The sequence below is a fragment of the Sphingopyxis panaciterrulae genome (assembly GCF_014199295.1).
Lineage (GTDB): Bacteria > Pseudomonadota > Alphaproteobacteria > Sphingomonadales > Sphingomonadaceae > Sphingopyxis > Sphingopyxis panaciterrulae.
Map to the genome: position 1 here is coordinate 1 of NZ_JACIJH010000020.1, position 13,604 is coordinate 13,604.

The following is a 13,604-nucleotide window of genomic DNA, read 5'->3' on the forward strand; positions in this document are numbered from 1 at the left end:
TCGCTCCTCGGGGCTTCGCCCCTCGTCCCGACAGACACACCGCCGCCATTCTCATCCTGATTGTCGGCAATTCTCACCCTGATTGTCGCGCAGCACCCGCCCTCCGCCGCGCGCAGCGCAAGGCCATCTTCAACAAACCAACATCATATCCAAAAAGGGGGTCCCTCTTCGACGCCGATCGGGGGTCCCTTTTGAACGCCGTTTGACAGTCCTCGACCCATCGGCCGTGCCGAATGCGGCGAATAGCCACCCTATTCGCCGCATTTCATACGGCGAATGCGCTTGCCCTTGCGGGGATTAGCCCCTATTATCACCGCAAAAGATGCGGTGATAATGACATATATTCATGAACTGACGGACTGGCCTAATCTACGCTGGAGCGATGCGCAGCTTGCACAGCCGCTTGCCGCTGTGCGCCACAGACAGGGGCGATTGATCGGCCATATGGAGGCGCTTGGCTTCCCGTTGCGCGCGGAGGCCGTGCTTCATGCTCTGACCGAAGATGTTCTGAAATCAAGCGAAATCGAAGGCGAAGTGCTGGATCGGGAGCAGGTGCGCTCCTCGATCGCCCGCCGTCTCGGGATGGACATCGGCGGCCTGATCGAAGCGGATCGCAACGTCGAAGGCGTCGTGGAAATGATGCTGGACGCCACGCAGAACTATGTCCAGCTGCTGACTGCTGAACGGTTGTTCGGCTGGCACGCAGCACTGTTCCCGACGGGCCGCAGCGGTATGAGCCGGATCACCGTGGGCGCATGGCGCACCGCCGAAGGCGGGCCGATGCAGGTCGTCTCGGGACCGATTGGCCGCGAGCGTGTCCACTACGAAGCCCCGGCATCGGAGCAGTTGGACGCCGAAATGGCGCGCTTTCTCGATTGGTTCGAAACAGCTGCGCTTGACCCCGTTCTGAAGGCCGGAATCGCGCATTTGTGGTTTGTTACCATCCACCCGTTCGATGATGGCAATGGGCGCATCGCCCGCGCGATCGCCGATCTTGCCCTGGCGCGCGCGGAAGGAACCGCGCAGCGCTTCTACAGCATGTCCGCGCAAATCCGCTCCGAGCGCAAAGCCTACTACGATATGCTGGAAGCGACGCAGAGGGGTGGTTTGGACATTACGCCCTGGCTATTGTGGTTCATCGGTTGCCTCGATCGCGCATTCGACGGGGCCGAAACCATCCTCGCCAGCGTCATGCGCAAGGCGCGGTTCTGGGAATCAGTCGCGGGGCAGTCTCTGAACGAGCGCCAGCGCAAGGTCATGAACCGGCTGCTGGACGGGTTCGAGGGCAAGCTGACCAATGCCAAATGGGCCGTCATCACCAAGGCTTCGTCCGATACTGCCTTGCGCGACATCAACGATTTGGTCCAGCGAGGCATTCTTGTGAAAGACCCCGCTGGCGGGCGCAGCACCAGCTATTCGCTGGCACCGGAAACTACAGCTTGAGCTTCGGCGCCCTGTTCGGCGGCTTTTGGGCACCCCTCGGGCAAGGCCGTATCGCTGGCGTAATGGAACGGGCCGTGGCTTCCGCCCATACGAGTTGCCGTCCCTAACGTGGGACAGGCGCGGCGCCGTTGCCCTGCATCGAGCGTCGTCGAAGGTTTACAGACCATCGCTAAGTGTTTGAAATTAAATACCCGAAATTGCAGAAAGTTTACACGAAAAAGCCCGAAAATCTGCGATTGTCGTAAGCTTGGGAAGCTTCTGCTCTGCCATTGAGCTACACCCGCGACAGCACGGCCTTTGCCGCCTTCGGCGGCGCCGGTCAATCCTCTGCGGTTGCCGATGGCGCCGCTTTGCACGCAGGCAATTCAACATCAGTGTCAATTTTACATTGACATCAATGTCAGTGTTCTTATGCGATAGGGCGGCAACGAGCGACGGATCGAGAGAGATTCGCGAACTTCAGGGGAGAGAGACTATGCGGGGTATCCGTGCCTGCCTTTGCGCGTGCAGCACTTTATCGTTGATCGTCGGAACGGCATCGCCGGCTTTTGCACAGGACGCTTCGGACGCCGCAGCACGGCAAGGAAACGCGGAGTCGGAGGCACGCCGGCCCACGGATATCGTCGTCACGGCACAGAAGCGTATCGAGAAGGTGCAGGACGTGCCGATCGCCATTTCGGCGTTCAGCGGCGAGGATCTCAACGCGCAGAAGGTCGAAGGCGGGTTCGACCTGATGAAGGCGGTGCCCAACCTGACCTTCAGCAAGAATAATTTCTCGGGCTATAATATCTCGATCCGTGGCATCGGCACCAAGTCGATCTCGACGACATCCGACGCGGGCGCCGCGGTCAGTTTCAACAATACGACGCTGCTCCGCAATCGCCTGTTTGAACAGGAATATTTCGACGTCGAGCGGCTCGAAGTGCTGCGCGGGCCGCAGGGCACACTCTATGGCCGCAACGCCACCGCGGGCGTCATCAACCTCATCTCGGCCAAGCCCAAGCTCAATAGGTTCGAAGGCAGCATCAAGGGCGAGGTGGGCAATTACAACAGCCGCCGGCTCGTCGGGATGCTCAATATCCCGATCGTAACCGACAAGCTCGGCCTGCGCCTCGCCGGGTCGATGACCCAGCGCGAGGGATACGATTATAACAGCGTCACCAAGCATCGTATCAACGGACGCGACCTGTGGTCGGGACGCGTGACGCTGGGCTTCGAGCCCGTGCCGAGCGTGCGGGGCAGCCTGATCTGGGAGCGCTTCCACGAAAAGGATGATCGCTCGCGCACCGGCAAGCAGGTTTGTCACCGCGATGCAGGGCCGGAGATGGTTGGGTCGACCCCCACCGAGGAAGCCAACCCATTCGACCCCGCTTCCAACCCATTTCGGCGAGCGCTTTTCAGCACGGGATGCAAGGCCGGAAGCATATATGACGACGCGGCTTTCGGGACGCCGAACGGCTTGGCGCTATCACCGATCACTGCGCTTCTGGTTCTCAACCAAAGCTTCGGGTTCGGCACCAATGCCGAGACCGGTCAGGCGCAATATTTCCTGAATCTAAGCGATCCCTACGGCGGGATGATGCAATCGCGCAATCTGCGTGAAATTGCTTCGTTCAACGATCCCCGCTACCGCGCTGGTGCCGACATTCTGCAGTTCAACCTCGATATCGACGTCACGGACGCGCTGACCCTGTCATCCCAGACCGCATTCAACTGGGACAAAGTCTACTCCTTCCAGGACTTCAACCGATTCAACACGGTGCCGGTATTCAACGATACCAGCCTGCTTCTGCCCAATAGCGGCGGTAACGGTGGGGATTTTCGCCAGATGGCGCCGGGCGGAATCTTTTGCGATCCGCAGATCGGCTGCTCGAACACAATCGGGACGTTTGACGTCGCCTCATCGGATTCGAAACAATTCTCTCAGGAACTCCGCATCCAATCGGATTTCGATGGGGCCTTCAACTTCAGCCTGGGCGCAAACTATACCAAGTTCAAGGCGCGCGAGGAATATATCGTGATGAGCAACATCACGACAGCCCTGTCGATGATTTATCCGGTAAACGGCAGCGGCAACCAGACCACTTGCGGCATCGGAAGCGCCTGGCTCGACAGGGCCGATCCGCCGACACCCATCGAGGATTCCTTCTGCCCCTATATCGACCCCAATCCCGTCGAATCCATCAATGGTCTGGGGCACAATTATTTTCGAAGCTCGAACCCCTATTGGTTGACGTCCTATGGTTTGTTTGGAGAGGCCTATTGGAACATCAATCCCGACCTCAAATTGACGATGGGCTTGCGATACAACCATGACAGGAAGCGGTTCACCCCCATCCCGAGTCAGCTGCTTATGGCGCCGACCATCATCGGCGGCGGGCTGTCGGGAATCGGCTATCCCGCCGAACCGGACATCAACCTGAAATGGGGCAACTTCACCGGGCGAATTGGTTTGGACTGGAAGCCGGTTCTCAGCTTCACCGACGAGACGATGCTGTATGCATTCTTCTCTCGCGGTTATAAGGGCGGCGGCATGAATCCTCCGAGCCCCGGGTTCGCAACCGGCGAACAGATGGTCAAGGCGGGGATATTCAAGCCCGGCGAGGGATTCTATGATTTCCTCGTCTCAACGAATCCCGACTTGCTGAATGTTCTTACATTCCCCGGAAAGGAATATGGACCGACTTTTAAGCCGGAGTATGTGAACGCCTTCGAAATCGGTGCAAAGAACAGCCTTCTCGGAGGAACGCTTATCCTGAATGCGAGCGCGTTCTACTATGATTACAAGGATTATCAGGTTTCGCAAATCCGCGACCGCACCGCGGTCAACGAAAATTTCGATTCGACCATTTACGGCGCCGAACTTCAGGCGGTCTTTTCGCCGGCACAGGATTTCCGGCTGATCGCGAACATCGGTTATCTCAAAACCCGTATTGCGGATGGGGAGTCTTCGATCGACATCATGAACAGGAACCTCGGGGATCCCGACTATACGGTCTTCAAGCCTTGGTTCCAGCTGCCATCAAATTGTGTCGTTCCCACCGCCGTCGCGGAAAGGTGGCTCCAGGATAACCAGGCTCTGGGCAATTATTGGGGGGTCTGCGGAGGGGTCGGCGGCCTGCTTGGCATGCTGATCTATCCACCGATCATGGATCCCGCGACCGGACAGCCCTATGATCCTGCCAACTATCCCGAACTCAACGGCGGTGCCGGCCTGAAAACCGATCTTTCGGGCAACGAAATGCCCAACTCGCCGCGCTGGACGGTCAATCTGGGCGCCGAATATACGATGCACTTCGGGGACAACTGGAGCACCACGATCCGCGGAGATGGCTATTGGCAAGCTAAATCCTGGGCGCGCGTCTACAACCTGAATCCCTATGACCGGCTGAGGAGTTGGACTAATTTTAATCTTACGCTCGCCGTCGACGGGCCGGAGGGCCTGCACATGGAGGCCTATGTGAAGAATGTCTTCAATTCGACGCCGATCACCGACTCCTTCCTCAACAGCGACGATGCCGCGTTGACCACCAACGTGTTCACGCTCGACCCGCGGATCATCGGATTCAGCATCGCCAAGAAGTTCTGAACCGGAGGGAGGGGCGGGACTCATCCACTTCGACGCTCGGGCACTCCGACACTCGGGCCGATGCCTCGCTTCCTCCCGGCAGCAGGTATCGGCTCGTTTTTTGTGGGAGCGCCGCCGCGCCTAAGGCGCGACGAACAGGGGCAGCAGCTTGGCGGCCAGGTTGCGCATCGCGTCGTCGTCCTGTCCCAGCATGTCGCGCAGATGGGGACCGATCACCGCGTCGCCGAAGGCGCAGATGGCGACCAGCATGACCGCCGAGCGCACCCGTTCGTCGGCGTCCTCGTCGGCGAACTTGTCGCGGAAGGCGATGACGAGCGCCTGCACCGCGTCGCGCACCGGCTCGAGATGGCTGAAGCCGCGCGACAGGACGATCCACGCCGCGAGCGGCCCGGCGCCGCCGCCGTCGAAGGCGTCAAACACGCGGTTGACGATGGTGAAGGGCGCGCCATCGTCGCTCTTGATCTGCGCGACCGCATCGCCGAGCGCGGTGACGAGGTCGTCGATCATCGACGCCATCAGCGCCGACTGAAGCCCCGCGGCCGATTCGAAATGATAGAGGACATTGGCGTGGGTCATGCCGATCGCGCGCCCGACATTGGCCAGCGTCACCGCCGACGGCCCGCCTTCGAGCAGCAGCTTGCGCGCGGCGGCGAGTGCCTCGTCGCGGACCTCCTCGCCCATCCTCTTGCGCCGGCGCACCCGCTCGGGCCTGCTGCTGCTCATACTCGCCTTCACCCCTGGACGGCCCCACCGCCCGCAATGCCCGTCCGGTCATACAGATAAAGGGCGGCGCGTCACCCCTTTAAGGCAGGGTGCCCGCGAATCCGGCGGCCTCAAACCTCTTTCGTCATGGCTGCTGTCTCATTTCTGTCCTTGCAGGGGATGGGGTCGTGTGCGGTCAAGCGATAGCCTGCCCCAAATCCGTTCGTGCTGAGCCTGTCGAAGCACCGTTCTTTTCTTTGATGCCGGAAAAGGAAGAACGGCCCTTCGACAAGCTCAGGGCGAACGGTTTTTGGAGGGAGAGGGTGCGCGCTCTACCCAACTGCATCAGAAAGATATTTACATTAACATCAATGTAAAATAAGGATCGCCGGGAAAGGAGCCATGCGATGGCATTCTCGACCTCGACTCCCGCCGATCTGGCGATCCATAAGCGGGACTGGAAATTCGGGCGCGGCGCCGCGGCGCGGCGCTGGTGGCATGGCGGCGATCCCGGCCGTACCGCCTTTTTCAACGCGCTGTCGTCGACCTTCCCGGTCGGCGAGAAATTCTTCATGACCGCGGTGCGCCATTATCGGAACGGGGCGCCCGCGCCGCTGCGCGAACAGATCGACGATTTCGTCTATCAGGAATCGATGCACACGCGCGAGCATGTCTTCTTCAACCGCCAGGCGCGCGACGCAGGTTACGACATCGCGCCGTGCGAGGATCGCGCCGCGCGCACCATCGCCTGGGCGCGCGGACGCTCGCCGTTGATGCAGCTCGCGGCGACCTGCGCGCTCGAGCATTTCACCGCGACGCTCGCCCACGCCGTGCTCGCCGACCCCGCGCATCTCGCCGGCGCCGATGCCGAGGCGCAGCGCATGTGGCGCTGGCACGCGATCGAGGAGATCGAGCACAAGGCGGTCGCCTACGACACATGGGTCCATGCGACGCGCGCGCTGCCGCGCTGGCGGCGCTGGGCGATGCGCTCGCTGGCGATGGCGGCGGCGTCGCTACGCTTTCATGGCGTCGTGTTTCGCAACACCGCGGACCTGCTCGCGCAGGACGGCCGCAACGACTGGCGAAGCTGGCGCGGGTTGCTCGCCTATCTCTATGGCGGCCCCGGCGCGATGCGGCTGCTGATCGGCTGCACCTTCGGCTATATGCGCCCCGGCTTTCACCCGTGGCAGCACGACGACCGGGCGCTGGTCGCGCGCACGCTGGCGACGCTGACGCCCCCGGCGGGCAGCGAGGTGGCGGCATGAAGGCGGCCGCCGCGATGCTCGCCCTGGCGCTCGCCGCAACCCCCGCCGCGGCTGCTGCCCCCGGCGGCGGCAACCTGACCGGCCTGTGGTCGACGGGCAGCGAGGGCGGGCGCGTGCGCATCTATCGCTGCGGCGCGGCGCTGTGCGGCAGGATCGTCGACGCGACCCGCCTGCGCGCCAACCCGAATCTGACCGACCTGCGCAACAAGGACCGCGCGCTGCGCGACCGCAAGCTGATGGGCCTCGTCGTGCTGCGCGGTTTCACCGGCGGCCCGGCGAAATGGACCGGCGGCCCGGTTTACGACCCCGAAACGGGCGACGGCGCGAACAGCGGTTCTCTGACGCTGCGGGAGGACGGCAAGCTCGAGGTCAAGGGCTGCGTGGCGATCTTCTGCCGCACCAAGCTCTGGACGCGGGTGCGCTAGCGCGCCGATTCGCAGATCGTCTCCATCGCGACGAAGGTCGAGGTGCTGGCAACGTGCGGCAGGCTCGATATCTTCTCGCCGAGCACGATGCGATAGCGCCGGATGTCGGGGGTGCGGACCTTGAGCAGATAGTCGAAGCTGCTCGCGATCATGTGGCATTCCTCGACCTCGGGCAGGCGGCGGACCGCGGCGTTGAACTGGCGCAGCGCCTCCTCGCGCGTGTCCGACAGCTTGACCTCGGTGAAGGCGACATGGTCGAGGCCGACCTTGGCCGGGTCGACGATCGCACGGAAGCCGACGATCAGCCCGCTTTCCTGCATCCGCTTCACCCGCTGCTGGCACGGCGTTTTCGACAGGCCGACCTGCTGCGCGAGTTCGGTGAAGGTGATGCGGCCATTCTGCCCGAGAATGGCGAGAATCTTGCGGTCGAACTCGTCCAGATCGACTATGGAAGAACGGTCTTTCATATATTTTTCCTACGATCAGGACAAAAATAGGTCAAAACATAAATATCAGTGCTGATTTGAAGGCAGATTGCCACATCGCAATACGCTATGACGGGGCATGACCGACCCGACCGACCGCGCTGCCATCCGCGCCCTCGCCCGCCGCAGCGAAGCCGACATCGTCGCCGCGCTGCGCACCGACCTCTCCCGCTCGCCCGCGACCGTCGAGGCGGTCACGCAGCGCGGCCTGACGCTGATTCGCAAGGCCAAGGCGGAGGGAGAGCGCGAGACGCTCGTCGCGCAGCTCATGAACCGCTACCGCCTGTCGACCGAGGAGGGGGTGGTGCTGATGTGCCTCGCCGAGGCGCTGCTGCGCGTTCCCGACAGCGCGACCGCCAATGCGCTGATCCGCGACAAGATCGCCGGGCGTCACTGGGCGGAGGGCGACGACGAGGACAGCCCGCTGGTCGTCGCCTTGTCGGCGCGCGGCCTGTCGCTGGGGTCGGCGACGCTGATGCTCGACGCGATGGGCAGCAAGGCGAAGCCGCTGACCCTGCTCAAGGCGATGATCCGCCGTTCGGGCGAACCCGTGATCCGCCAGGCCGCGCTCGCGGCGATGAAGCTGCTCGGCCAGCAATTCGTAATGGGCGAGAGCATAGACGCCGCGGTCAAGCGCGCCGACAAGGAGAAAAGCGAGCTCGCGAGCTTCGACATGCTCGGCGAGGCGGCGCGCACCGCGGAGGATGCGCGGCGCTATTTGGGCAGCTATGCCGCAGCGATCGCGCGGATCGGGCGCGACGCGACGCCGGGCGACCCCTTCGCCAATCACGGCATCTCGATCAAGCTGTCGGCGCTCCATCCGCGCTACGAATATCTGCAGAGGCAGCGCGTCCGCGACGAGTTGATCCCGCGCGTGGTCGAACTGGCGCAGGCGGCGCGCGACGTGAACATCCCGCTGATGATCGACGCCGAGGAAAGCGACCGGCTCGAGCCGCATCTCGACGTCTATGGCGCGCTGATCGACGCCGGTATCGCCGACGGCTGGCCCGGGCTCGGCATCGTCATCCAGGCCTATCAGAAGCGCGCGCCCGAGGTGATCCGCTGGGTCGCGGCGCGCGCGCGGCGTCGTGGCGTCATGCTGTCGATGCGGCTGGTCAAGGGCGCCTATTGGGATACCGAGATCAAGCGCGCGCAGACGCTGGGCCTCGCTGATTTTCCGGTCTTCACGGCGAAGCTGCACACCGACCTCAACTATCTCCACTGCGCGCAGATCCTGCGCGAATGCCAGGATTGTCTCTTTCCCGCCTTCGCCAGTCACAATGCGATGACGCTCGCCTTCGTGACCGAGCTGTTCGCGGGTGCCGATTACGAACTGCAGCGGCTCCACGGCATGGGCGAGGGCGCGCACGACGCGTTGTTTGCGGTTGCGAAGCAACCGGCCGGTGCCGCCGCCGCGTCAGCGGCGCCTTCAAACGCCCCGCCGCCGCGTCCGGTGCGCGTCTATGCGCCGGTGGGGACGCACCGCGACCTGCTCGCCTATCTCGTTCGCCGTCTGCTCGAAAATGGCGCGAACAGCAGCTTCGTGCATCAATTCTCCGATCCCGACGTCACCGCCGAGGAACTGGCGGTCGATCCGCGCAGCGTCGCGAGCGCGCCGGCGACGATTCCGACCGGCCTGGAGCTATATGGAGTCGCGCGGCGCAACTCGCGCGGCTATGATCTCGGCGATCCGGGCGTGCCCGAGGCGCTGATGGCGGCGATCGCCGGGGCGCGGCGCGCCGATCGTGTCGCGGCGCCGATCGTCGGCGGCGCCGAACGGGCGGGCCAGGCCGAGCCGGTGCATAATCCGGCGACCGGAGCCGTCATCGGACAGGTGATCGAGGCGGATGCCGGAACGGTCGAAGATGCGATTGCCGTGGCGCGCGCCGCGCAGGACGATTGGAGCCTCGCCGGCGGCGCCTTCCGCGCCGAGCGGCTCGAACGCGCCGCCGACCTGATCGAGGACCGTGACGCGCTGTTTCTGGGCCTCGCGATGGACGAGGCGGGCAAAACGCTCGCCGACGCGGTGGCCGAGGTACGCGAGGCGGTTGATTTTCTGCGCTATTATGCGGCGCAGGCGCGCGCCGATTTCACCCACCCGATCACCCTCCCCGGCCCGACCGGCGAGCGCAACGAGCTGATCCTCGAAGGCAAGGGGCTGTTCGTGTGCATCAGCCCGTGGAACTTCCCGCTCGCCATCTTCCTGGGGCAGGTGTCGGCGGCGCTCGCGGCGGGCAATGCCGTGCTCGCCAAGCCCGCCGAGCAGACGCCGCTGATCGCGCATGCCGCGGTGCAGGTGCTGCTCGAAGCCGGCGTGCCGGGCGATGTGCTTGCGCTTCTTCCCGGCCGCGGCGAGACGGTCGGGGCGGCGCTGACCGGCCACGACGATATCATCGGCGTCGCCTTCACCGGCTCGACCGAGGTCGCGCGCGCGATCAACCGCGGCCTTGCGGGGCGCGACGGCCCGATCGCGACGCTGATCGCCGAGACCGGCGGCGCCAATGCGATGATCGTCGATTCGACCGCGTTGCCCGAACAGGTCGCGCGCGACGCGGTGGCGTCGGCCTTCCAGTCGGCGGGGCAGCGCTGCTCGGCGCTGCGCCTGCTCTGCGTGCAGGAGGATGTCGCCGAGGGCATGATCGAAATGGTCGCGGGCGCGATGGCGGAACTGAGCGTCGGCGATCCCGCGATCCTGTCGACCGACGTCGGCCCGATCATCGACGAGGAGGCGCGGGCGAATATCGCCGCCTATGTCGCAGAGGCGCGCGCGGCGGGCCGGGTGATCGCCGAGGCGCAGCGGACGACCCTGCCCGCGGGCGGAACCTTCGTGCCCCCGGTCATGATCCGCCTCGATCATGTCACCGATCTGAAGCGTGAGATTTTCGGCCCCGTCCTGCACGTCGCGATGTGGAAGGGCGGCGAACTCGACGCGCTGATCGACGCGATCAACGCCTCGGGCTATGGGCTGACGCTCGGCGTCCACACGCGCATCGACAGCGTCGCGGCGCATGTCGCGGCGCGCGCGCAGGTCGGCAACGTCTATGTCAACCGCAACCAGATCGGCGCCATCGTCGGCTCGCAACCCTTCGGCGGGCGCGGCCTGTCGGGGACCGGGCCAAAGGCCGGCGGCCCGCATTATCTGCACCGCTTCGCCGAGGAAAAGTCGATCTCGACCGACATCACCGCGGCGGGCGGCAATGCGGCGCTGATGGCGGGGTGATCGCGTCGACCCGAGCGGCGGCTAGGCCCCCGGCACCCCCAGCATTCGCGCCTGCGCCTTCAGCCGCGCCGCCGCTTCGGGGTTCGCCGCGATGCCATCTTTCAGTGCCTGCGTCGCCTTTGCCGTCTCGCCCAGCGTCATGCGGCTGCGCATCAGCATGATCCAGCGGTCGACGTCGGCGGGATCGGCCTTCAGCTTCGCCTCCAGCCCGTCGACCATGCCCGCGATCATCGCATCCTGCTGCCCCTTCGGAAGCTGCGACGCGGCCTCCATCTCGGCGCGCGAGGGGCCCGGGATGGCGCGCGCGGCGATGGGCATTTCATCGGCGGTCAGCGCGCGTGGCCGCGTCCGGGCCAGCCGGTCTGCGACCGCGATCTTGTGGATCGCGCCGACCTGCTCGATCGTGCGGCGCAGGTCGGGCTCCCACGGCGCCCCCTGCGGCGTGTCGGCGAGCAGCGCGAACCAGTCGTCGATCGCGCCCTTGTGGTCGCCCGCCAGATCCTTCTTCACCGCCAGGAAATAGCGCGCGCGCGGTTCCCTGGGGTCGAGCGCGATCGCTTTTTCGAACGCCTCGAGCGCGGCGGGGGGCATCGGGTCGCGTTGGTCGACATAGGTGCGAACCTCGCCCAGCGCCGACCACAGGCCGGCGTTTTGCGGCGCCAGCGCGGTCGCCTTTTCATAGGCGGCGACCGCGTCCCGATAATCAGCGAGGTCGAAGCGCGCCTCGCCCAGCGCCTGCCACGCGGCGGCGCTGTCGGGCGCCGTGCGCGTGCGCGCCTCGAGCGCGGCGATCGGATCGGCGGAGGGCGCGGCGGATGGCGCCGGCGCCTCGGCGGGCGAATCGCGCCACAGCGCATGGCCGACCGCGGCGAGCAGCAGCAGGAAGGCGGCGGCCAGGATCGCGCGATTGGCGCTCGATAGGCTCTTGCTCTCGCTCATCTTTCCCCTCTTTCGCCCCGCGAAAAGGCACGGCCGCCCCGCGGTCGCATCTTGCCTTTGCCCCGCGATGGTGTAGCCTTGCAAGAGCGAGGTCGGTCAACGACAAAATCGTCAAAAATATTCGAAAACATGGGGTCGCACCGGTTTTCCCGTTCTGGGCAAGGGGGAGGGGTGCTATGGCGGTTTCGGATCACGTCGATTTTCCGACGTTCATGGAGGGCGTGAAAAAGCGCAATCCGGGGCAGAACGAGTTCGTGCAGGCGGTGCAGGAAGTCGCCGAGGACATCTTCGACTTCATCGCCGACAAGGAAGATTATCATGCGCAGCAGATCCTGCGGCGCATCGCCGAGCCCGACCGGGTCGTGTCCTTCCGTGTGTGCTGGGAGGACGACGCGGGCAATATCCGCGTCCAGCGCGGCTGGCGGGTACAGAACAACAACGCCATCGGCCCCTATAAGGGCGGCATCCGCTTTCACCCGAGCGTCACCGAAAGCGTGCTGAAATTCCTGGCGTTCGAGCAGACGTTCAAGAATGCATTGACCGGCCTGCCGATGGGCGGCGGCAAGGGCGGGTCGAACTTCAACCCCAAGGGCAAGAGCGTGCGCGAGATCATGCGCTTTTGCCAGAGCTTCATGACCGAACTCTATCGCCACATCGGCGCCGACGTCGATGTCCCCGCGGGCGACATTGGTGTCGGCGGGCGCGAGATCGGCTATATGTTCGGCCAGTACAAGCGGATCACCGGCGAATTTACCGGGGTGCTGACCGGCAAGGGACTCGAATGGGGCGGCTCGCTGATCCGGACCGAGGCGACCGGCTATGGCGCGGTCTATTTCCTCGCCAACATGCTCGCGGCCAAGGATCGGGATCTGGTCGGCAAGACGGCGGTCATTTCGGGCTCCGGCAATGTCGCGACCCACGCCGCGGAGAAGATCGTCCAACTGGGCGGCAAGGTGCTGACTCTGTCCGATTCGGGCGGCTTCATCCACGATCCCGACGGAATCACGCAGCAAAAGATCGATTGGGTCAAGGCGCACAAGACGCATCGCCGCGGGCGGATCGAGGATTATGTCGGCGAGTATAAGGCGACGACCTTCGTTCCCGGCAAGACGCCATGGGGGGTCGCGTGCGACGTCGCCCTGCCCTGCGCGACGCAGAACGAGCTGACCGGCGAGGATGCGAAGACGCTGGTGGCGAATGGCTGCATCGCGGTCAGCGAGGGCGCGAACATGCCGACCGATCTCGCCGGCGTCCACGTCTTCCGCGCCGCGAAGCTGATGTATGCGCCGGGCAAGGCGGCCAATGCCGGCGGCGTCGCGGTGTCGGGTCTGGAGATGAGCCAGAACAGCGCGCGGCGAAGCTGGAGCGAGGGCGAGCTGCAACAGATGCTGCAGGACATCATGTCGGGCATCCACGCGCGCTGCCTGACCCATGGCGAACAGCCGGGCGGCTATGTCGATTATGTGAAGGGCGCCAATATCGCGGGATTCAAGAAGGTTGCCGACGCGATGCTTGCCTTCGGGGTGGTTTAGGCGC

General features: G+C 64.5%; 9 protein-coding genes. 6 read left to right on the top strand and 3 right to left on the bottom strand.

Annotated elements, in window-relative coordinates; genetic code table 11:
- Nucleotides 1–333: 333 nt before the first annotated feature.
- On the top strand, nucleotides 334–1,443 hold the full coding sequence (locus FHR21_RS19235) for a Fic family protein (RefSeq protein ID WP_184101300.1): 1,110 nt from the start codon (nucleotides 334–336) through the stop codon (nucleotides 1,441–1,443).
- Between the two features lie 475 nt (nucleotides 1,444–1,918).
- Entirely contained in the window at nucleotides 1,919–5,032 is a 3,114-nt protein-coding gene (locus tag FHR21_RS19240; protein ID WP_184101302.1) for a TonB-dependent receptor, read from the top strand.
- A gap of 120 nt (nucleotides 5,033–5,152) precedes the next feature.
- On the opposite strand, the gene FHR21_RS19245 is transcribed toward FHR21_RS19240, so the two are convergent.
- Nucleotides 5,153–5,755 (bottom strand): TetR/AcrR family transcriptional regulator, encoded by a 603-nt coding sequence (locus tag FHR21_RS19245; RefSeq protein WP_184101304.1) that lies wholly within the window; start codon nucleotides 5,753–5,755, stop codon nucleotides 5,153–5,155.
- 386 nt (nucleotides 5,756–6,141) lie between these two features.
- Between FHR21_RS19245 and FHR21_RS19250 the strand changes: the two genes are divergently transcribed.
- Together FHR21_RS19250 and FHR21_RS19255 are read left to right on the top strand one after the other, a co-directional pair.
- On the top strand, nucleotides 6,142–6,999 hold the full coding sequence (locus FHR21_RS19250; RefSeq protein WP_184101306.1) for a metal-dependent hydrolase: 858 nt from the start codon (nucleotides 6,142–6,144) through the stop codon (nucleotides 6,997–6,999).
- Nucleotides 6,996–7,424, top strand: coding sequence for a DUF2147 domain-containing protein (locus FHR21_RS19255; protein WP_184101308.1), 429 nt, complete (start codon nucleotides 6,996–6,998; stop codon nucleotides 7,422–7,424). The genes FHR21_RS19250 and FHR21_RS19255 overlap by 4 nt, the downstream gene beginning before the upstream one ends.
- Here the strand turns inward: FHR21_RS19255 and FHR21_RS19260 are convergent.
- The gene (locus tag FHR21_RS19260) at nucleotides 7,421–7,891 is read right to left on the bottom strand and encodes an Lrp/AsnC family transcriptional regulator (protein ID WP_184101310.1); all 471 of its coding nucleotides are present in this window, start codon (nucleotides 7,889–7,891) and stop codon (nucleotides 7,421–7,423) included. The two genes, FHR21_RS19255 and FHR21_RS19260, sit on opposite strands and share 4 nt — an antisense overlap.
- Before the next feature lie 97 nt (nucleotides 7,892–7,988).
- Here FHR21_RS19260 and putA point away from each other — a divergent pair, with 97 nt between their 5' ends.
- A complete protein-coding gene (gene putA, locus FHR21_RS19265) occupies nucleotides 7,989–11,129 on the top strand; it encodes a bifunctional proline dehydrogenase/L-glutamate gamma-semialdehyde dehydrogenase PutA (RefSeq protein ID WP_184101312.1) in 3,141 nt (1,046 codons plus the stop codon).
- Nucleotides 11,130–11,150: 21 nt separating this feature from the next.
- Here the strand turns inward: putA and FHR21_RS19270 are convergent, their stop codons facing one another.
- A complete protein-coding gene (locus FHR21_RS19270) occupies nucleotides 11,151–12,068 on the bottom strand; it encodes a tetratricopeptide repeat protein (RefSeq protein ID WP_184101314.1) in 918 nt (305 codons plus the stop codon).
- A gap of 176 nt (nucleotides 12,069–12,244) precedes the next feature.
- Here FHR21_RS19270 and gdhA point away from each other — a divergent pair, with 176 nt between their 5' ends.
- Complete coding sequence (gene gdhA, locus FHR21_RS19275) at nucleotides 12,245–13,600, top strand: NADP-specific glutamate dehydrogenase (RefSeq protein WP_184101316.1); 1,356 nt, start codon at nucleotides 12,245–12,247, stop codon at nucleotides 13,598–13,600.
- The last annotated feature ends 4 nt before the right edge of the window (nucleotides 13,601–13,604 follow it).

Excerpts from the sequence above, each read along its gene's own strand:
- FHR21_RS19260 (WP_184101310.1), bottom strand. The coding sequence starts at position 7,891 with ATGAAAGACCGTTCTTCCATAGTCGATCTGGACGAGTTCGACCGCAAG.
- FHR21_RS19240 (WP_184101302.1), top strand. The coding sequence starts at position 1,919 with ATGCGGGGTATCCGTGCCTGCCTTTGCGCGTGCAGCACTTTATCGTTG.
- FHR21_RS19250 (WP_184101306.1), top strand. The coding sequence starts at position 6,142 with ATGGCATTCTCGACCTCGACTCCCGCCGATCTGGCGATCCATAAGCGG.
- FHR21_RS19235 (WP_184101300.1), top strand. The coding sequence starts at position 334 with ATGACATATATTCATGAACTGACGGACTGGCCTAATCTACGCTGGAGC.
- FHR21_RS19270 (WP_184101314.1), bottom strand. The coding sequence starts at position 12,068 with ATGAGCGAGAGCAAGAGCCTATCGAGCGCCAATCGCGCGATCCTGGCC.
- FHR21_RS19255 (WP_184101308.1), top strand. The coding sequence starts at position 6,996 with ATGAAGGCGGCCGCCGCGATGCTCGCCCTGGCGCTCGCCGCAACCCCC.
- gdhA (WP_184101316.1), top strand. The coding sequence starts at position 12,245 with ATGGCGGTTTCGGATCACGTCGATTTTCCGACGTTCATGGAGGGCGTG.
- putA (WP_184101312.1), top strand. The coding sequence starts at position 7,989 with ATGACCGACCCGACCGACCGCGCTGCCATCCGCGCCCTCGCCCGCCGC.
- FHR21_RS19245 (WP_184101304.1), bottom strand. The coding sequence starts at position 5,755 with ATGAGCAGCAGCAGGCCCGAGCGGGTGCGCCGGCGCAAGAGGATGGGC.